Raw genomic sequence first — 19473 nt, 5'->3', positions numbered from 1 at the left:
GCTGGCGCGCCCAGCGTCAGCAGGACGCCGACCGGTCGGCGGTGTCGGCGGTGCTGCTGCCCGATCCCCTGCGGTGGCCGGACGACAGCGCCGGTCCGCTCCAGGTCGTCGACTCGTCGATCGTCCAGGTCGAGCTTTCCGGCCATGTCGACCTGGTCAACGCGGGTCCGGCGCCGGTGCGGTTCGCCGGGTTCCGGGCCGACCGGGCCGGGCTGCGGTTGTGGGGCACCGTGGTCGGGGCGGGACCGGTCGCGCCCGGTGGCTTCACGGAAGGCGCCGTGCACGCCACCATGGTGTGCGCCGACCGGCCGCCGAGCGGTCCTGTCCCGGCGACCGTCGAGGTCGAGTCGGCCGACGGTGTGCTGCGGCGGCCGACGGTCACCGTCGAGTGGCGGGCGTGGGCCGATCAGCTCACCGCGGTCTGCGACCGGCCGGCGCCGGGCGTGTGGTCGAGGAGATGAGCCGGCCGGTTACTTCCAGGTGTCGTTGAGGGTCAGGGTGCAGGCGCTTCCCGTGTTGACGGTGCGGTTGCCGCCGGATTCCCAGGTGACGGCCGAGCCGTTCTTCTTCACGTACTTGTATTCGACGTTCGTGTTGGCCGGGAGCACGGCCGAGCCCTTCCACACCGGGTACGACGCGGACGACAGTGCGACCCCGCCCGAGGTGTCCCAGTTGCTGAGCGCGGCCTGGTTGCCCAGCACGTAGACGTTTTCGCCCCAGACCGTGGTGACCGTGGCGTTGAAGCTGACCGTGACCGTGGTGCACGTCGTGCCGCCACCACCGGTCCCCCGGGCGTTGACGTCGATCGCGACCGCGCCGCCGGCCGGGATGGTGACCGTCGCCCGGCCGCCGGAGACCGTCACCGCGGTGCCGGCGCAGCTGCTGCCGGAGACACCGCCGGTGATGCGGTCGCAGTAGGTGCCGTCGGCCAGACCGGTCGCGTAGGAGGCGGTCGACGCCGACGAGGTGTCGTTGAGGCCGATCCAGCCCAGCGAGCCGCGGTGGAATCCGATGACGCCGGCGTTGGTGGCGGTGAAGTCGGCGACCGAACCGACGGATCGCGTCGCGTTGTGCCAGGCGACCATGCCCTTCATCGCCGTCGACTGGGTGTTGCACTGCCACGCCCCGGAGGTGCAGCTGGTGTTGCTGACGAAGCCGTTGCCGTCGGACGGCGGGGCGTGCCCGGTCGCCGAGGTCGAGAACGTGAAGCCGTCGTAGAGGACCGGCTTGCCGTACGGATAGGCCAGCAGGAAGTAGTTGGCCAGCAGGTACTTGCTGCCGTCCTGGTAGCGCAGGGTCGACCCGTCGCGCTCGGTGTCGTGGTTCGTCACCATCGCGTACGTCTGGGAGCTGGTCGCATCGAGTGACCAGCTCGGAATTCCGGAGAGGTTGTTGAGGGTGCCGTTGGTGAACTGGGCCTTCAGGCCGTCGGCATAGGAGAAGCCGATGACGTCGCCGTTGGACGTGAACGCCGACGGCGCGAGTGTGCCGCTGCCGCCCGGCATGACCTCCTGCGCGATGTACGGCGCCGTGCCCGACGAAGTGGTGTTGTGCAGCAGCGAGCGGATCGCCGAGAAGTCGGCCTGCGGGATGTGTTTGGCCGCGTCGACCCGGAAGCCGTCGACGCCGAGGTCGATCAGGTCGTTGAGGTAGCCGGCGATCTTCGCGCGTACGGTCGAACTCTGGGTCTTCAGGTCGGAGAGCGAGGAAAGCTCGCAGTTCTGCACCTCGGCCGCGTTGTTCCAGTCGTCGATCTGGCCGTCGGCGTCGTTGCAGTAGCCGTCGTTCGGGTGGTGGAAGTCGTCGTACGAGTACGGCACGGCCGGATAGCTGTAGCCGCTCGAGCTGAAGGTCGAGCCGCCGTAGCCGGTCGAGGCGGTGTTGTTGGAGCCGGCCGTGTGGTTGACGACGGCGTCGGCGTAGACCCGGACGCCCGCGTTGTGGCAGGTCGTGACCATGCTCGAGAACTGGGCGCGGGTGCCCATGCGGCTGGTGAGGCTGTACGAGACCGGCTGGTAGACCTCCCACCACGGATGGGCGCCGTCCGAGGTGCTGGCCAGCGTGATCGACTCTTCGGGCGGGGCGACCTGGACCGCGCCGTAGCCGGCCGGCCCGAGTTGCTGGGTGCAGGCCTGGGCGATCGACGGCCAGTTCCACTCCCACAGGTTGGCGGTGACATCGCTGTTGTTGAGCACGACGGCAGCGGAAGAGGGCGTGCCGGTCGCGATCACGGCTACTCCGCCGGCCGCGAGGAGGGACGCTGCGAGGACGTTGCGAAGTCTTCTCATGGCGCTCCTAAGAACCAAGCTGGTCAATGCCTGCTGAAACTTCTTACAGGATTTGACGGGACCGGGCAAGCGTCTTGCAGTTGCCGGAACCTGCGCCCGAATCCTTGTCCGCCCACCCCGACCGACCGATCTTCCCAGCGTGCTGACCAGGTTGAGCGCCATCCGAGGGTGGATCCCCGCGGGCGGAGGACTGCGCGACGAGGACTGGGCGGGCCGCCACCGGCTCCTGACCCTGCTCCTGGCCGCCACCGTGCCGCTGCTGACCGCCTTCGGCGTCTTCCGGGATGCCCTGGCCACCGACTGGCTGGTCACCATCCTCGCCGTGCTCGGCTGCGTGGTCGCGGCGGTCTCGCTGCGGCCGCGCCGGCTGCCGTCGACGTTCGTGGCGCTCGGCTTCACCATCGCCTGCGCCGGCTTCGTGACCATGTGCCACGGGCTCACCGAGGCGCACTTCTCGTTCTTCATCGCGGCGGCCGCCCTCGCCCTCTACCGCGACTGGACGCCGTTCGGCATGTTCCTGCTCGCGACCACCGTGCAGCACGCGGTCTTCGGCGCGACCCACGGCGACCACACGTACGACCACCACAGCGCCCTGGTCCACCCCTGGGTCTGGGCGCTGCTGCACGGCGGCGCGGTGCTGCTCGCGGCGGCCTTCCAGGTCATCGGCTGGCGCCTGACCGAGAACGAGGAACGCCGGGCCGAGGAGAACCTCAACGAGAGCAACGCCCAGCTGACCGTCGCGTTCGACGAGACCCCGGTGCCGATGGCCATGATCGCCCCGGACGGCGTCATCCTGCGCAGCAACGAGGCCTACCGGGACTGGATCGGCATGTCCGACGGGCTGCCCCCCGGCTTCACCGTCGCCGACCTGCCGGTCACCCCGCTCGACGCCGACGTCGAGCCGCTCTTCGACCTGCTTCTGCGCAGCGCCGAGCCGGTCACCGTGACCCGGCGGTTCCGGCGGGAGACCGACGGCGCGATCGTCTGGGTCGAGATGCACAGCACCGCCCTGCACGACCGGGACGGACGCCTGCGGCTCATCTTCGTGCACTGCCTCGACGTCACCAGCAACCGCCGGCACGCCGAGGAACTGCGCCACCAGGTGCGCCACGACTCGCTGACCGGCCTGCTGTCGCGCGCCGCGTTCGAGCAGGACCTGGCGGCGCTGCTCGCCGAGCACCCCGGCCCGGCCTGCCTGCTCTACCTCGACGTCGACCGGTTCAAGACCATCAACGACGGATCCGGCCACGGGGCCGGGGACGAGGTCCTGCGTACGCTCGCCGACCGCCTCTCGGCGACCGTGCCCGGCAGTTCCCTGATCGCCCGGCTGGGCGGCGACGAGTTCGTGGTCGCCCTGCCCGGCACGCTGGAGAACGGCTGGGACGTCGCCGACGCGCTGGTCTCCGCGTTCGCCGAGCCGATGGACATCGGCGGCAGCCGGATGCAGGTCGCGGTCAGCATCGGGCTCACCGTCGCCCAGGGCGCCGGCCAGGCCGAGGACGCGGTGCTCGCGGCCGACACCGCGATGTACACCGCCAAGCGCTCGGGCGGTAACCGGGTCGAGGCGTTCAGCGACGAGATGCGGGTCAGCGTCCGCCGCCGGGTCGTCTCCGAGGCCCGCCTGCGCGAGGCCCTGGCCGGCGACCCGGTCGAGACCCTGCCGGTCTGGTTCCAGCCCGTGGTGTCGACCGCCGACCGCCGGATCGTCGGCGCCGAGGCGCTGGTCCGCATGCGTACGCCCGACGGCGAGATCCTCGCGCCCGGCCATTTCATCGCGGCGGCCGAGGAGACCGGGCTCGTCGTGCCGCTCGGTGAGCACGTGCTGCGGATCGCGGTGTCCCACCTGATGGAGTGGGGCGACGCGCTCGGCTACGTGTCGGTCAACGTGAGCCCGCGCCAGCTGGGCGAGCCCGGCTTCGTGCCGATGCTGGCCGAACTGCTCGCCGCGCACCCCGGTCTCGACCCGTCCCGGCTCGTCCTCGAGATCACCGAGACCGCGCTGCTGTCGTCCTCGGTCGACGTGCAGGAGCGCCTACAGATGATCAAGGCGCTGGGGATGCGGATCGCGCTCGACGACTTCGGCACCGGGTACAGCTCGCTGACCTGGCTCCAGTCGGTGCCGGCCGACGTCGTGAAGCTGGACCGGTCGTTCGTGGCCGGCCTGGCCGCCGACCCCCGCAAGTCGTCGATCATCTCGGCGGTGCTGTGGCTGGCCCGGTCGCTCGGCATGTCGGTGACCGCCGAGGGCGTCGAGGACGAGGCGGACTGGAACACGCTGCGGTCGGCCGACTGTCCGGCGGTGCAGGGCTACTACATCAGCAAGCCGTTGCCGGCCACCGAGTTCGCGACGTTCCTGGCGTCGTTCGCCGGGGCGGCCGCGGCCTGATCGCGTACGGAAACGGGCCGGGGCTTTGTCGCAAAGCCCCGGCCCACCTCTGGTGTTGTGGCCGTTACGGGGTCGGGTAGTCGGTCACGAAGACCGGTACGCCCACGCCCGCCTCGACCGACGCCGGGCCGCCGACACCGTTGACCACGTGGTCGATCGTGCCCGCGGACAGGTTGACCGTCATGATGTGGTGCAGCTTCACGCCCGGGCGGTTCGGGACCTCGAAGCCGTTCGCCGTGTGGATCGACGGGTTGAGCTGGTTGAACACGTAGACCCCGCCGCCGTACAGGTGGTGGGTCTTGACCTTGTCGCCCACCTTGTAGCCGGCGTAGCCGAGCGTCTTGCCGTTCGTCCAGTCGGCCTGCGTCGGCGGGTCGTACGGCAGCTCGTTCTGATAGAAGATCGTCGTGCCGTTGTCGCCGTTCCAGGTGGTGTTGTACTTCTGGAAGTGCTCGACGAACAGGCCGGTCGCGGTCACGTTGTCGCCGTTGATGATCGCGCCGTACGGGGCGGTGTTGGTGACCCACCGCTGGGCGTCACCCTGCGGGTCGCCCCCGGTGAAGCCCTCGTTGCCGTGGTCGGCCCGCCACACCCAGGTGTGGTCGATGATCACGTTGTCGCTGTTGACCTCGAGCGCCGCCCCGGTGACCTTGCCGATGTGCGGGCCGCCGACGCGGAAGTACACGTCGGCCAGCAGCGTCGGGTTGTTCGCCGAGGTCAGGTTGAGGCCGTTCTTCGTGCCGACCTGCAGCAGGTTGGCCGACGCCTTGGTGCCCGCGTCGATGGTCACGCCGGCCACGATCGCGCCCTGCGTGTTGCCGACCTTGAGCGGGGTGGCGCCGTTCACCGAGGTGAGCGTGGCCTGGCCGATGCCGAGCACGACCTGGTTGGGCCAGAGCACGTCCAGCGAGTGACCGATGTTGTACACGCCCGGGGTGAGCAGCAGGTTCTTGCCGAGCAGCAGGTTCGCCTCGATCAGCCAGTCCGGGTCGGACGGCTTGGCGACGTAGAAGCTGCTCAGCGACAGGGTCTTGCCCGGGGTGAGGCCGTTGGCCCAGGTGACGCCGGACGAGTTGTGCTGCACGCTCGGCACCCGCACGTTCCAGGCGCCCTTGTCGTCGACGTACAGGTAGGGCTTCTCCCGGCTGGCCGGGGTGGTGGCCAGGGTGGTGTACGGCGGGTTGGGGAACGCGCTCTCGTCGGGCGCGCCCTTCACGCCCGAGAAGACCTGGTTCCACACCGCGTTCGACCAGCTGGCGACCTCACTGTTGCGCGTGAGCCACTGCTGCTGCGAGCCGTTGGTGGTGGCGGGCAGCTTGGAGTCGGCTACGAAACCGCCGCTGGCGTACTGCGGGCCGGCGGTGCAGTAGTCCATGAACGTCAGGCCGCCGCCGCTGATGTCGACCCGGCGCAGCGACGAGGCCTGCGAGACCGCGTAGAAGTTGGCGCCGGCCCGGCAGCCGTCCTGCCCCTTGCCGTTGACGTGCAGCGACAGGTTGGACGTGGTGCGCCAGAAGTTGACCAGCGCGAGGCAGTTGTCCGCGCTCAAACACCGGTTGTAGACCTCGATCTTGCCGTTGATCACGACGTCGTCGGGCGACGCGCCGAGACCGGAGACCTCGGTGTAGTAGCCGACCTTGATCTGCAGCGGCTGGTCGTCGGTGCCGTAGGTGCCCGGCTTGAACAGGAACGCGTAGCGCTCGGTGCCCATCTCGTTGTCGACCTGCTTGGCGTACGTCGCGTCCAGCTTGGCCTGGATGTCGGCGATCGGCATGCTCGGGTCGAAGATCGTGACGTTGGTGCCCAGAGCCGGGTTCTTTATCTGCTGCGCTGCCGGTGCTGCTGAGGCGGCCGTGCCGGTCGTCGCGGCGAGCGCGCCGACGGTCACCGCCGCAAGGCCGATGGCAAGCAGCCGCCGGACTGTTTTCGACATGCGGAAAGCCTTTCCGTAACAGGGATGCAACCATCCGGATCACAGAAAGCAATAGAGAGTTGCCCATGTCAAGGCTGGTCGCGCGTATCGGATGCGACCAATCTCCACCGGTTCGGACATCTTGCTTCAGTTCCGGAACCGGAACTGCCCGAAAGGACATCGGTACCGGTACCGGAACCGGTGTCAGGACGCCGCCCCGCCGGCCCTACCGACGATCATCCGGTGTGGACCCGGTGCCGGGGGTGTGCGGGCCCAGGATCTGGGCGACCACGTCGGCGACCAGAGTCGGCGGGATCGGGTGGTGGGCGATGAAGCGCCGGTAGAAGAACGGCGCGGTCAGCAGGTCGGTCGTCAGCTCGAGGTCGAGCCGGGCCGGCAGCTCACCCCGGCGCTGGGCGCGGACGAGCACGGCCAGCAGCGGCTCGCGGCGCCGGCGGGTCAGGTCGGCGTGCATCTCGGCCAGGGCCGGCTCACGCTCGGCGGCGTCGATGAAGGCGGCCATCAACTTGGGGAACGGCGTGTCCCGCACGAGCGTGACGAACGCGTCCAGCAGCATGGTGACGTCGGCTGTGGTGTCCCCGCTGTCGGGCGCCGGGAACGGCCGGAACGTCGCGTCCATCGCGTCGACGAGCAGCGCCCCGGTGGTCGGCCAGTGCCGGTAGAGCGTCGCCTTGCTGGCCCCGGCCCGCCGCGCCACCGCCTCCATCGAGAAGCCGGCCAGCCCGTCCGCCCCGAGCACCTCCAGCGCCGCCTCGAGAACCCGCCGCCGGGCCCCCTCGCCCCGCGTCACCGGCATTGCCCACCTCCTATCGAAACGCTACCGTGTCGATAGTCGTCATGATGGGAGTGTCCCATGAGCCGCCTCTACTGGACCACTACCGCGCTGATCACCGCCGAGTGCATCGGCGGCGGCATCGCCGACCTGCTCCGCACGCCCCCCTTCTACCCGGCGATGATCGACCTCGGCTACCCGCCCTACCTGGCCACGATCATGGGCACCGCCAAACTGATCGCCGCGGCCATCGTCGTGGCTCCGGCGCTGCCGCGCCTCAAGGAGTGGGCGTACGCCGGAATCACCGTCAACCTCATCGGAGCGATCGCCTCCCACGCCGCCATGCACCAGTCCCCGTCGAACGCGATCGCCCCGGGCGCCTTCCTCCTGCTCGCGCTGGTCTCGTGGGCCACCCGGCCGTCCTCGCGAATGCTGGAATCCCGCGAACCGGCGCACCCACTGCGTGCTGGTGAGCGCGCCTGACGGTGAAGTCGACCAGCCGGTCGACGCCGGCCCGCTGATCGGCGTGCTCGGCGGGTGGCTGGTCCCGGCGGCCCTCGCCGGGCGGCGTTCGTGCCGTCGTCGCGCTGGTCGTCCGGCCGCATCCGGGAGCCGGCCTGAGAGACTGGCCGGCAGCGGCGAAAGGGGCAGCGAGTGATCTTCAGCAAGGAGCGTGATCTGCGCCTGGTGACGATCCGGCGGGGTGGCACGCTGACCGATCGCGACCATCAGCTGCTGGCTCTCTGGGCCGCCGCGTGCCCCGAGCACGTGCTGCACTTCTTCGAGGAGGTGCGGCCGGAGGACGGCCGGCCCCGCCACGCGGTCGAGCTGGCCCGGGGCTGGGTGCGGGGCGAGGTCAGGATGATGAGGGCCCGCGACGCCGCCTTCGCCGCGAACGCCGCCGCCCGCGAGGTGTCCGGTGAGGCCCGGGAGGCGGCCCACGCGGCCGGGCAGGCCGGCGCGGTGCCGCACGTCGCGGCGCACGATCTGGGCGCGGCGGCCTACGCGATCCGCGCGGCCCGCGCCGCCGGTGGCGACGAGGCCGCGCGCCGTGAGCGCGACTGGCAGCGGACACAGCTGCCGGATGAGATCCGCGAGCTTGTTCTCGACGATCAGCGCCTGCGCAACGAGCTCTGCTGGTCCGTCTTCGAATAGGGCCGCACGTCAGCCACGGCTCGCGACCTTGCGCTCGGCGAGCAGGCCGCCGACGCCGGGCACCAACGACAGCCAACGCGGGCGTCTCTCGGCGGTCGCCTGCAGAACCGCGCCGATCACCAGCAGGTAGGCGCAGCCGTGGAGCGGTCCGACCAGGGCTGCTATCCAGCTGATGTGGACGGTCGCCAGGTTGGCCAGCAATACCAGGAGCTACACGGCCTCGACGCGGGCGGCGATGCGGAGCAGCACGGTCCTCACGCTCCCGTCGTCGAGCCGGGGCGGACGACCATCAGGACGACGACCACGGCCCACAGCAGGTTGAACAGGCCGGCGGTCATCCCCAGCCGGGGCGCCCGGCCGGCCGGAGGCGAGGCCAGCGCCGCGGCCTGGGACGGGAGCACCAGGAAGCCGAGCACGACCGCGGCGGCGATGGTCAGGAAAAGCGAGGCCAGCAGCCACGCCGAACCCAGGATGCCCATCACCCCGGCGGTCGCCAGGCCGAGCACCGGAACCAGGATGCCCAGCGCGGCGTAGACCCGGCAGATGCGGTTCAGCGTCAGCATCGCCGGGCGATCGGACCGGCGCAGGGCGGCCGGGAACATGCTGGCGGCGACGGTTACCGGTCCGACGGCGACGATCGCGGCCAGGACGTGCAGCGAGAGCAGGAGCTTGGTCACGACTGACGACGGTAGGGCGGGGGAAGATCGCGAGGAAGTGGCTGGAATGCCACACCCCCACGGATTTTGGCCAAGAGACCGATTAGAGTGCCAGGATGCACCGGGTCACGGTTCTCGCGCTCGACGGCGTCGTCGCCTTCGATCTCGCGACGCCACTCGAGGTCTTCGCCCGGGTGCGGCTCCCCGATGGGTCGCGCCCCTATGACGTACGCGTGTGCGCACCCCAGCCCGAGGTGGACGCCGGGCTGTTCACCGTGAAGGCCGCGCACGGGCTGGAGGCGTTGGACGACGCCGACACCATCGTGCTTCCGGGCTGCCACGAGCCGGCTCACGGCGTACCGGAAAGGGTTGTGGATCGGTTGCGCCGGGCCGCGAGGCGCGGCACCCGGCTGGCGTCGATCTGCGCCGGCGCGTTTGTCCTGGCCGCGACCGGTCTGCTGGACGGGAAGCGGGCGACGACGCATTGGGCCGCGGCGGAGCTTCTCGAGGCGATGCACCCGGAGGTCGAGGTCGATCCGGATGTGCTCTATGTCGACAACGGACAGTTCCTGACCTCGGCCGGCGCGGCGGCCGGGCTCGACCTGTGCCTGCACCTGATCCGGCGGGATTTCGGCTCGGCGGTGGCGGCCGACGCGGCGCGGCTGTCGGTGATGCCGCTCGAGCGGGAGGGCGGCCAGGCGCAGTTCATCGCGCCGTCGCAGCCGGCGGTGCCGCGCGGGTCGGTTTTCGAGTCGCTGCTGGTGTGGCTGGAGGAGAGTTCGGCCCGCGACATGACGCTGGCCGAGATCGCGGGCCGGGCCGGCATGAGCACGCGGACGCTGAACCGGCGGTTCCGCGAGCAGACCGGCACGACGCCGCTGCAGTGGCTGCACCGGGCGCGCATCCGCCGGGCGCAGCACCTGCTGGAGACGACCACGCACCCGGTCGACCGGATCGGCGGGCAGGTCGGGTTCGGGTCGCCGACCGCCTTCCGCGACCGGTTCAAGCGGGTCGTCGGCACGAGCCCGCACGACTATCGGCGGTCGTTCAGGCAGTCCGTTTAGCGCTCCATGATCGCTACGACGCCCTGACCGCCGGCCGCGCAGATCGAGATCAGGCCGCGGCCCTGGCCCCGGGTGGCCAGGAGTTTCGCCAGCGTGGCGACGATCCGGCCGCCGGTCGCGGCGAACGGGTGCCCGGCCGCCAGCGACGAGCCGTTGACGTTGAGCTTGTCGCGGTCGATCGAGCCGAGCGGCTGGTCGAGGCCGAGGCGCTCCTTGCAGAATGCGGCCGACTCCCACGCCTTGAGGGTCGACAGCACCTGCGATGCGAACGCCTCGTGGATCTCGTAGTAGTCGAAATCCCGCAGGGTGAGCCCGCGCCGGGCCAGCAGGCGGGGCACCGCGTAGGCCGGCGCCATCAGCAGCCCCTCGTCGCCGTGCACGAAGTCGACCGCCGCGACCTCGCAGTCGACCAGCCAGGCCTGCACCGGAAGTTCGTGCGCCGCCGCCCACTCTTCGGAGGCGAGGAGCACCGTGGACGCACCGTCGGTGAGCGGCGACGAGTTACCGGCCGTCATGGTGTCGCTGTAGACGCCCTTCAGGCTCGCCAGCTTCTCCAGCGACGTGTCGGCGCGCAGATTCTGGTCACGGGTCAGGCCCAGGTAAGGCGTGACCAGGTCGTCGAAGAACCCGCGGTCGTAGGCGGCGGCGAGATGCCGGTGCGAGGCGAGGGCCAGTTCGTCCTGCGCCTCCCGCGAGATGTCCCAGTGGCCCGCCGTGATCGCGGCGTGCTCACCCATCGACAGGCCGGTGCGCGGCTCGGCGTTGCGCGGAATCTCCGGCTGGAACGGTTGCCACGGCCGCAGCTTCGCTGCCGCCCTCAGGCGGCCGGCCAGCGAGCGGGCCCGGTTCAGCTCCAGGAGCGTACGCCGCATCTCGTCATTGACCTGCAGCGGAGCGTCCGAGGTCGTGTCCGTCCCCCCGGCGATCCCGACCTCGATCTGGCCCAGCGCGATCTTGTTGGCAACCAGGATCGCCGCCTCGAGGCCGGTGCCGCAGGCCTGCTGGATGTCGTACGCCGGGGTCCGCGGGTCGAGCCGCGAGCCGAGCACGACCTCGCGGGTCAGGTTGAAGTCGCGGGAGTGCTTGAGCACCGCGCCGGCGACGACCTCGCCCATCTGCCGCCCGGCCAGCCCGAACCGCGCGATCAGGCCGTCGAGCGCGGCGGTCAGCATGTCCTGGTTGGAGGCCCGGGCGTAGCGCCCGTTCGACCGGGCGAACGGGATCCGGTTGCCTCCGAGCACTCCGACGCGCTTTTCCACGGCTGCCTCCCTGTCTCTGCTACTCGCCGGTAGCTTACTCGGCCCGGCAGCGTCTTCGGCAAAGTGGACAAAAGCCGCTATTCTCCCCTTGGCCTTGATCCGACTCCCCGAGGACCTGCCCCCGATGCCACAACTCCGCCGAATCCTGACCCTCGGACTGACAGCCACCCTCCTGCTGCCCGCCGCACCCGCCCCGGTCTTCCGCGACGGCTTCGAGTCTCCCCCGGTCAGCGGCCAGGGCCGGCGCCTTCCCACCGGCTCCCACATCGGCCCGTGGACAGTGACCGCCGGCGACGTCGACCTGGCCACCACCAGCCTGTGGCAGACCCCGGCCGGCCGCCAGACCCTCGACCTGGACGGCGACACCAACGGCACCGTCTCCACCACGATCGCGGTCCGGCCCCTGACCACCTACAAGGTGACGTACGCCCTGGCCGGCAACCCGGCCGCCGACCCCATGCTCAAAACCGGGCAGGTCCGGGTCAACGGCAAGACCGTACAGCGGTTCACGTTCGACACGAGCCTGACGTCGCTGAGCAAAATGGCCTTCACCAGCCGCTCCGTGTACGTCTTCGCCCTGAGCAGACAGCTCCGCCTCGACTTCGCCAGCACCACCACCCCGGCCGGCTACGGCCCGGTCCTCGACGACGTCCGCGTCGACAGCTGCCTGGTCATCCTCTGCCCGAGCACCAAGAAGGCGACCCGCGCTTGAAGGGGAGCTCCGCCGCCCCGATCCGCCTCGTAACCTTGAGCGCCGACGACTGGTTCGCCATCACCGACCTGCTCAACCTCCCCGGCGACCATCCACCGAACCCCGGCGGGCTGGCGCATCACCCGCCGCACTCCCCTGCAGCACTAAACCGTGTACCTGCCGATCCTGGGCGCTGGTTCGGGTTGCGCCCGCAACGGCCACCCTTCCGCGTGTCCCAAGGGATGTCTCGTAACTCAATGCGGACGTCGCTCAGCGGCGGTCTTTGGGGCGTCAGCCGGCCCGGTCGATGTCGTGCAGATAGAGGCTGAGCAGCGCGGTGTCGGTGACAATGAACCGCTCACGTCCCTTGACCTCTTGCCCGCGTCGTAGCCACGCGAGGTTTGCCGACGGTGTCGGCGCCTTGACGCTTTTGGAATCGAGCACCCCGCAGTTTTCTTTGGGTGAGAAGCTCGACACGAATTTCTGGAACAGGCTCAGACCAAGTTCGGCCGAGGTGACCCCGAGCGGCACACACTGGATGCCGTTGTCCAGAAGGAACCGCAGACGGCGGACCGCGACGCGCCGGCGCTTGTCGTCGAGAGCGGTCGCCAGCTGCCGCAGCAAGACGAAGTTGCCTTGGTTGATCGCGTTGGCGAGGGCGAGGTGGGAGCACTCCACCACGGTGGGATAGTCGTCCTGAAAATCGAGGACGTATCGATCGGTGCGGTAACGGGACATGACGGCCCGGAATTTCTGAGGTGCGTCCCGGTGCATTGCGAGATAGTCGTTCGTGACGATCCGCGTGCCGATGCCGTTGGCCAGAAGGGGAACGTAATGATTGTTGCGCACCGGATTGTCGCTCTGGACCAGGAGACAGCAGCCCCCGTCGGGGGAATTTCATAACGGCCCTTGGCCGCGAAGCTGATCAGCTGGGTATCAAGGATCGGCAAAACGGTGACCACCCCGGGCGCAACACTGACCCACCCCAGGCCGTGCCGCGATCCACGGGACGGACCTTCCGCCGCACCAGCGGCCGACCGGCGGATCGCCGAGGACCGGGTGAGGGTGGAAGCGCTGTCGGCGGCCCTCGGCCGTTTGGCTACTGGCGAGTAGGATCCGGGGCATGGCCGATCGATACGCGAGCTTCGCCCATTCCGGTCCGGGCCGGGTTCTGGTCAAGCGGCTCGGGTTGCCCGACCCGCCGAGGCTGCGGCGCTATCACGCCGGCGACCCGGTCGCGGACGGGCCGGTGCTGCTCGGATCGACCCAGGGGCGGCTGGCCAAGACGACCCGGGAAATGTTGGAGCAGGCCGGCGTCGACCTCGCCGATGCGGCCGGCGGCCCCTATGCGGCCCTGATCTTCGACGCGACCGGCATCACCGACAGTGCGGGCCTCCGGAAGCTCTACGACTTCTTCCACCCCAACGCCCGGGCGCTCCGGGGCGGCGGCCGGGTCATCGTCCTCGGGACGCCGCCCGACGAGGCCGGCTCACCGGCTGAGGCGACCGCCCAGCGCGCGCTCGAAGGCTTCACCCGCAGCGCCGGCAAGGAGTTCGGCCGGGGCAGCACCGCCCAGCTGGTCTACGTGTCCCGGGGCGGCGAGAACGCCGTCGAGTCGACCCTGCGGTTTCTGCTCAGCGCCCGCTCGGCCTACGTCTCCGGCCAGGTCATCCGGGTCCGGGCCGGCCAGGCCGACGATCCGCTCGACTGGAACCGGCCGCTCGACGGGAAGACGGCCCTGGTCACCGGCGCGGCCCGCGGCATCGGGGCGGCCATCGCCCGGGTCCTGGCCCGCGACGGCGCCGACGTCGTGGCGCTCGACGTGCCGGCCGCCGGGGACGCGCTGGCCGGGGTCGCCAACGACGTGCGGGGCCGCGCCCTCCAGCTCGATCTCACGAGCGGGGACGCGGGCGAGAACCTGGCCGCCTATCTGGGCCGCGGCGTCGACATCGTCGTGCACAACGCCGGCATCACCCGTGACCGCACGATCGCCAAGATGGATCCGGCCTGGTGGGATGCGGTGCTCGACGTCAACCTGTCGAGTCAGGAGCGGATCAACGGCGTACTCCTGGAGCGGGACCTGATCCGCGAGGGCGGCCGGCTGATCGGGGTGGCGTCGATCGCCGGCATCGCCGGCAATCGCGGGCAGACCAATTACGCGACCAGCAAGGCCGGCGTTATCGGACTCGTCCAGTCGATGGCACCGGCCCTCCTTTCTAAAAAGATCACCATCAATGCGGTGGCGCCCGGTTTCATCGAGACCGCGATGACCGCGAAAATGCCGGTCGCGTTGCGGGAGGCCGGCCGCCGCATGAACAGCCTCGCCCAGGGTGGCCTGCCGGTCGACGTGGCGGAGACGATCGCCTGGTTCGCCTCGCCCGGCTCGGCCACGGTCACCGGAAACGTGGTCCGGGTCTGCGGCCAGAGCCTTCTCGGAGCGTGAAGATGACGACCGATGAGGTGAAAGGCAATCCTTATCTGAGGGCCGCCGCCGGCCTGCTGCCGGGCCGGCGCCGACCGCGTACCCTCCCCGACCGCGAAGTGGCAATTCACGCTCACGCCATAGACCGCGATCACCTCGCCGCCTACAACCGCGTCTGCGAGTTCCGCCTCTCCGACGCGCTTCCGGCCACCTATCCCCATGTGCTGGCGTTCCCGCTGGCGATGCACCTGATGTCGGCGGCCGACTTTCCGTTCCCGATCGTCGGCATGGTGCACATCGCCAACCGGATCACGTTGCACCGGCCGATCGGTGCCGGCGAGCGGCTCGATCTGACCGTGCGCGCGGCCGGGCTGCGCGACCACAAGCGCGGCCGCCAGTTGGACATCGTCGCCACGGCCGCCGTTGACGGCGAGAAGGTCTGGGACGGTCTTTCGACGTACCTCAAAATCGAACGCGAGCGTGAGCGGCGCGACCAGCGTGACCCGACGCCGGCGCCGGCCACCGCGATCTGGCGGGTTCCGACCGGTGTCGGGCCGCAGTACGCCGCTGTTTCGGGTGACCGCAATCCGATTCACACGTCGCGGATCGGCGCGCGGCTTTTCGGCTTTCCGCAGCGGATCGCGCACGGGATGTGGAGCGCCGCCCGGTGCCTGGCCGCGCTCGAGGGCCGGCTGCCCGATCGGTACACGATGGACGTGACTTTCAAGGCTCCGGTCCTTCTGCCGTCCCGGGTGGAATTCACCGCCGTCGAATCGAATGGCGGCTGGGAATTCGGGCTGCGGTCGCGGAAGCCGCACCTTGCGGGCCAAGTTACGCCACCGTAACGTTACCGGCGAGTACGGCACCGAAGGTGGGAGAAGCATGGAGTTCTGGCTCGACCTCAACGACGAGCAGCGCGAGTTGCAGCAGTGGGTCCACGGGTTCGCCGACGGAGTGATCCGCCCGGCCGCCGCCGAGTGGGACGAGCGCGAGGAGACGCCCTGGCCCATTCTGCAGGAGGCCGCCAAGATCGGGCTGTACGGCTTCGAATTCCTGATCAACGCGTGGTCCGACCCGACCGGATTGTCGCTGCCGCTGGTCAACGAGGAGCTGTTCTGGGGCGACGGCGGCATCGGCATGGCCCTCGGCGGCACGGCGCTGTCGGTCGCCGCGATCTACGGTTCGGGCACGCCCGAGCAGATGGTCGAGTGGGTGCCGCAGTGCTTCGGCGACGAGGCGTCCCCGCAGGTGGGCGCGTTCTGCTCGACCGAACCCGAGGCCGGCTCCGATGTGGCGTCGATGCGCACCCGGGCGGTCTACGACGAGGCGTCCGACGAGTGGGTGATCTCCGGGCAGAAGGCGTACGCCACCAACGGCGGCATCGCCAACGTGCACGTCGTCACCGCCTCGGTCGACCCGTCGCTCGGCTCCCGCGGGCAGGCCGCCTTCATCGTGCCTCCGGGCACCGACGGGCTGGCCAGCCCCAAGAAGCTGAAGAAGCTCGGCCTGCGGGCCTCGCACACCGCCGACGTCTTCCTCGACGACGTCCGCGTGCCCGGCCACTGCCTGCTCGGCGGCAAGGACGCCCTCGACGAGCGCCTCGCCCGGGCCCGCGAGGGCAGGCGCGCCACCGGCCAGGCGGCCATGCGTACCTTCGAACTCTCCCGGCCGGCGGTCGGCGCGCAGGCGCTCGGCATCGCCCGCGCCGCCTACGAGTACGCCCTCGAATACGCCAAGACCCGCGTCCAGTTCGGCCGCCCGATCATCGAGAACCAGGCGATCGCGTTCGCCCTGGCCGACATGCGGACGGAGATCGACGCCGCCCGGCTGCTCGTCTGGCGGGCGGCGTGGATGGGCCGCAACGAGAAGACGTTCGGCGCCGGCGAGGGCTCGATGAGCAAGCTGAAGGCGGGCGAGGTCGCCGTCGCGGTCACCGAGAAGGCCGTCCAGATCCTCGGCGGCGCCGGCTACCTGCGCGACCACCCGGTCGAGCGCATGTTCCGCGACGCGAAGATCTACACCATCTTCGAGGGCACCTCGGAAATCCAGCGCCTGGTCATCGCCCGCGCCATCTCGGGCATGCAGATCCGGTGATCTTCGAGGCGGCCACGCTGGCGCGCCGGGGCCTCCTGCACCCCGGCCCGCCGTCGCGTGTGCTGCGACAGCTCCTCGAACTGCGGCGCTGGGGCTTCGGCCTCCCGGGCGAGCTGCGGCAGGCCGCGGCCCGAAACCCCGGGCGGGTCGCGGTCATCGACGATGACGGCTTCCTGACGTACGCCGCCCTCCTCGACCTCTCACAACGACTGACCGCGGTCCTGGACGTCGAGGCGGGCGACCGGGTCGGCCTCCTGTCCCGCAACTCGGCCGCCATGGTCGCGGCGATGGTCGCGGTGGCGTCGGCCGGCGCCGACCCGGTCCTGCTGAACACCGGCTTGTCGGCGCCGCAGCTGTCCACGGTCGCCCGCGACCAGGGCCTGCGCCTGATCCTGCACTCCCGCGACTTCACCCCGGCCGGCGTCCCGGCGCGCTGCCTCGACGACCTCGTCGCCCCGCCGCCCTCCTCCGGCCTCACACCGCCACCGCCCCTCGCCCCCAGCCTCAGACCGCCCGCGCCGTCGCCCCTCGCCTCCGGCCTCACACCGCCCGCGCCGTCGCCCCTCGCCTCCGGCCTCACACCGCCCGCGCCGTCGCCCCTCGCCTCCGGCCTCACACCGCCCGCGCGGCCGCCCCTTGCCTCCGGCCTCACACCGCCGGCGCGGCCGGGCCGGACTATCGTGCTGACCTCCGGCACCACCGGGCTGCCGAAGGGCGCCCAGCGCCCGACCCCCGGCGGCTTCGGACCGCTCGCCTCGATCATCGACCGCATCCCGCTGCGGGCCGGCGACAGCATGCTGATCGCGGCGCCGCTCTTCCACACCTGGGGCCTGGCCGGCCTGCAGATCGCGCTGGCGCTGCGCGCGACCGTGGTACTCCGCCGCCGGTTCTCACCCGCCGACGCGATCCAGGCGATGATCCGGGAGCGGTGCTCGGCGCTGATCGCCGTACCGGTCATGCTGCAGGGCCTCATGGAGCTCCCGCCCGGCGACCAGCCCCCACTGTCGGTCGTGGCCGTCAGCGGCTCCGCGCTGCCCGGCGGTCTGGCCATCCGATTCATGGACCGGTACGGCGACATCCTGTACAACCTCTACGGCTCCACCGAGGCCTCCTGGGCGTCGATCGCCACCCCGGCCGACCTGCGGGCCGCACCGGGCACCGCCGGCCGGCCGCCGCACGGCACGCGAATAGCCGTTCTCGACCCCGACGGGAGGCCGCTGCCTCCGGGCGAACCGGGCCGCCTGTTCGTCGGCAACGAGATGCTGTTCGAGGGCTACACCAACGGTGCCGGCAAGGAAACCCGCGACGGTCTCCTGGCCACCGGCGACCTGGGCCACGTCGACGACGCCGGCCGCGTCTTCGTCGACGGCCGCGAAGACGACATGATCGTCTCGGGCGGCGAGAACGTCTTCCCGTCCGAGGTCGAGAACCTCCTCGCCGACCTGCCGGGCGTACGCGAGGTGGCCGTCATCGGCGTCCCCGACCCGACCTACGGCCAGCGCTTGGCGGCCTACCTGGTCCGCCGGCCGGGTGTGTCCCTGGACGCGGACGCCGTACGGGACCACGTGCGCGAGTTTCGCGCCCGCTTCTGTGTCCCCCGAGATGTCGTCTTCCTCGACGCCCTCCCCCGCAACGCCACCGGAAAGGTCCTCAAGCGTGAGTTGCCGTCACTGCCGGACCGGTAGGCCGGCCGCCCGGTAGACGTCGTCGATGAGCGTCATCGTGGCGACCGAGTCGGCGGGTGGCGTCAGGTTGGCCGTGGTCTCGCCCCGCACCGCGGCCGCGAAAGCCCTCAGCTGGTGGACATAGGTCGGCTCCCCGCCGAACCTCTCCCGGTGGCTCCGGCCGTCGGTGGTCACCTTGAAGCCGGCGAACAACTGCGGCATCACGAAGTTGGCGACCTTCAACATGCCCCGCTCGCCGACCACCCGGGCCCCCAGACTGAGCACAGTGGACGACCACAGCGACGCCCGGACCCGGCCGGTCGCGCCGTCGCCGAGGTCGAAGTCGGCGGTCATCGCGCGGTCGACGCGGGCGTCGCGCCTGAAGGGCAGCGCGTGCGCTCCCGTCACGGTCGGCGCGCCCGGGGACAGCAGGCGCAGGCAGTGGACGGCGTAGCAGCCGGCGTCCATCAGCGCGCCTCCGGCCAGGCCATAGTCGTACCGGATGTCGCCGAACCGCGGCAGCGGGAAGCACATCGCCGTCTCGACCCGCTTGATCCGCCCGAGTTCGCCGCTGTGGGCGACCTCGGCCATCCGCGCGGCCAGCGGGTGATAGCGGTAGTGGAACGCCTCCATCACCACGAGCCCGGTCTCGCCGGCCACCGTCCGCACCTCGAGCGCCTGGGCCGCGTTGGAGGTGAGCGGCTTCTCGCAGAGCACGTGCTTGCCGGCCCGCAGCGCGGCGACCGTCCACTGCTCGTGGCGCCCGTTGGGCAGCGGCACATAGACCGCGTCGAGCGTCGGATCGGCCAGCAGCGCCTCATAACTCTCGTGCACGACCGGAATGCCGTGCCGCCCGGCGAACGCCGCCGCCTTCTCCCGGTTGCGCGCCGCCACGGCGGCCACCTCGACCCCGGCCACCGCGCGCGCCGGCTTGATCAGCGCCGCCGGGGCGATCCGGGCCGCGCCCAGCACGCCGATCCTCATGGCAGGCAGTCTAGGAGCTCGGGGTCCACGCCAGCTAGGAGCGGTCGGCGTGCTGCGAGACCAGGCCCCAACCCCGTCCCGGCTGAGCCGGGCCGGCGCGAGTTG

General features: G+C 70.8%; 18 protein-coding genes. 10 read left to right on the top strand and 8 right to left on the bottom strand.

The genetic code is table 11. The annotated features are described in order from the left end of the window. On the top strand, positions 1–461 hold a 461-nt coding region (locus AB0M88_RS36960), incomplete at its 5' end, for a hypothetical protein (RefSeq protein WP_364110482.1). Between the two features lie 9 nt (positions 462–470). On the opposite strand, the gene AB0M88_RS36955 is transcribed toward AB0M88_RS36960, so the two are convergent. Next, entirely contained in the window at positions 471–2288 is a 1818-nt protein-coding gene (locus AB0M88_RS36955; protein WP_364110481.1) for a carbohydrate-binding module family 20 domain-containing protein, read from the bottom strand. Positions 2289–2427: 139 nt separating this feature from the next. Between AB0M88_RS36955 and AB0M88_RS36950 the strand changes: the two genes are divergently transcribed. Beyond that, on the top strand, positions 2428–4674 hold the full coding sequence (locus AB0M88_RS36950; RefSeq protein ID WP_364110480.1) for an EAL domain-containing protein: 2247 nt from the start codon (positions 2428–2430) through the stop codon (positions 4672–4674). A gap of 64 nt (positions 4675–4738) precedes the next feature. Here AB0M88_RS36950 and AB0M88_RS36945 read toward each other — a convergent pair whose 3' ends face one another. Together AB0M88_RS36945 and AB0M88_RS36940 are read right to left on the bottom strand one after the other, a co-directional pair. Beyond that, the gene (locus AB0M88_RS36945; protein WP_364110479.1) at positions 4739–6607 is read right to left on the bottom strand and encodes an adenylyl cyclase; all 1869 of its coding nucleotides are present in this window, start codon (positions 6605–6607) and stop codon (positions 4739–4741) included. A gap of 205 nt (positions 6608–6812) precedes the next feature. Further along, positions 6813–7403 (bottom strand): TetR/AcrR family transcriptional regulator, encoded by a 591-nt coding sequence (locus AB0M88_RS36940; RefSeq protein WP_364110478.1) that lies wholly within the window; start codon positions 7401–7403, stop codon positions 6813–6815. Positions 7404–7460: 57 nt separating this feature from the next. Here AB0M88_RS36940 and AB0M88_RS36935 point away from each other — a divergent pair, with 57 nt between their 5' ends. Both AB0M88_RS36935 and AB0M88_RS36930 read left to right on the top strand, forming a co-directional pair. Continuing rightward, positions 7461–7862, top strand: a complete 402-nt coding sequence (locus AB0M88_RS36935) for a DoxX family protein (RefSeq protein ID WP_364110477.1) — start codon at positions 7461–7463, stop codon at positions 7860–7862. A gap of 171 nt (positions 7863–8033) precedes the next feature. Then, entirely contained in the window at positions 8034–8534 is a 501-nt protein-coding gene (locus tag AB0M88_RS36930) for a putative immunity protein (protein WP_364110476.1), read from the top strand. A 9-nt stretch (positions 8535–8543) separates the two neighbouring features. On the opposite strand, the gene AB0M88_RS36925 is transcribed toward AB0M88_RS36930, so the two are convergent. Together AB0M88_RS36925 and AB0M88_RS36920 are read right to left on the bottom strand one after the other, a co-directional pair. Next, on the bottom strand, positions 8544–8735 hold the full coding sequence (locus tag AB0M88_RS36925; RefSeq protein ID WP_364110475.1) for a DUF3817 domain-containing protein: 192 nt from the start codon (positions 8733–8735) through the stop codon (positions 8544–8546). A 53-nt stretch (positions 8736–8788) separates the two neighbouring features. Continuing rightward, positions 8789–9211, bottom strand: coding sequence for a hypothetical protein (locus AB0M88_RS36920; RefSeq protein WP_364110474.1), 423 nt, complete (start codon positions 9209–9211; stop codon positions 8789–8791). A 95-nt stretch (positions 9212–9306) separates the two neighbouring features. Here AB0M88_RS36920 and AB0M88_RS36915 point away from each other — a divergent pair, with 95 nt between their 5' ends. After that, positions 9307–10254 carry a helix-turn-helix domain-containing protein gene (locus AB0M88_RS36915; protein WP_364110473.1) on the top strand — a complete coding sequence of 316 codons (948 nt, stop codon included), beginning with the start codon at positions 9307–9309 and terminating at the stop codon, positions 10252–10254. On the opposite strand, the gene AB0M88_RS36910 is transcribed toward AB0M88_RS36915, so the two are convergent. After that, positions 10251–11513, bottom strand: a complete 1263-nt coding sequence (locus AB0M88_RS36910) for an acetyl-CoA C-acetyltransferase (protein WP_364110472.1) — start codon at positions 11511–11513, stop codon at positions 10251–10253. The two genes, AB0M88_RS36915 and AB0M88_RS36910, sit on opposite strands and share 4 nt — an antisense overlap. Before the next feature lie 94 nt (positions 11514–11607). Between AB0M88_RS36910 and AB0M88_RS36905 the strand changes: the two genes are divergently transcribed. Then, a complete protein-coding gene (locus AB0M88_RS36905; RefSeq protein ID WP_364110471.1) occupies positions 11608–12225 on the top strand; it encodes a DUF642 domain-containing protein in 618 nt (205 codons plus the stop codon). A 270-nt stretch (positions 12226–12495) separates the two neighbouring features. Here the strand turns inward: AB0M88_RS36905 and AB0M88_RS36900 are convergent, their stop codons facing one another. After that, positions 12496–13053: a hypothetical protein gene (locus AB0M88_RS36900; RefSeq protein ID WP_364110470.1), complete on the bottom strand. Its 558-nt coding sequence runs from the start codon at positions 13051–13053 to the stop codon at positions 12496–12498. Between the two features lie 274 nt (positions 13054–13327). Between AB0M88_RS36900 and AB0M88_RS36895 the strand changes: the two genes are divergently transcribed. From AB0M88_RS36895 to AB0M88_RS36880, 4 genes are read left to right on the top strand one after another with little or no spacing between them, the layout of a single operon-like run. After that, complete coding sequence (locus AB0M88_RS36895; protein WP_364110469.1) at positions 13328–14647, top strand: 3-oxoacyl-ACP reductase; 1320 nt, start codon at positions 13328–13330, stop codon at positions 14645–14647. Between the two features lie 2 nt (positions 14648–14649). Continuing rightward, entirely contained in the window at positions 14650–15471 is an 822-nt protein-coding gene (locus AB0M88_RS36890) for a MaoC/PaaZ C-terminal domain-containing protein (protein WP_364110468.1), read from the top strand. A 37-nt stretch (positions 15472–15508) separates the two neighbouring features. After that, entirely contained in the window at positions 15509–16720 is a 1212-nt protein-coding gene (locus AB0M88_RS36885; protein ID WP_364110467.1) for an acyl-CoA dehydrogenase family protein, read from the top strand. Further along, a complete protein-coding gene (locus tag AB0M88_RS36880) occupies positions 16717–18405 on the top strand; it encodes an AMP-binding protein (protein ID WP_364110466.1) in 1689 nt (562 codons plus the stop codon). The genes AB0M88_RS36885 and AB0M88_RS36880 overlap by 4 nt, the downstream gene beginning before the upstream one ends. On the opposite strand, the gene AB0M88_RS36875 is transcribed toward AB0M88_RS36880, so the two are convergent. Then, positions 18388–19368, bottom strand: coding sequence for a Gfo/Idh/MocA family oxidoreductase (locus tag AB0M88_RS36875; protein WP_364110465.1), 981 nt, complete (start codon positions 19366–19368; stop codon positions 18388–18390). The genes AB0M88_RS36880 and AB0M88_RS36875 overlap by 18 nt on opposite strands. Between the last annotated feature and the right edge of the window lie 105 nt (positions 19369–19473).

The organism is Actinoplanes sp. NPDC051411, from assembly GCF_040682075.1.
In the GTDB taxonomy this organism is placed as follows: Bacteria; Actinomycetota; Actinomycetes; order Mycobacteriales; family Micromonosporaceae; genus Actinoplanes.
Note: the sequence above shows the minus strand (reverse complement) of the source record. Positions and strands in the feature narration are given on the sequence as shown.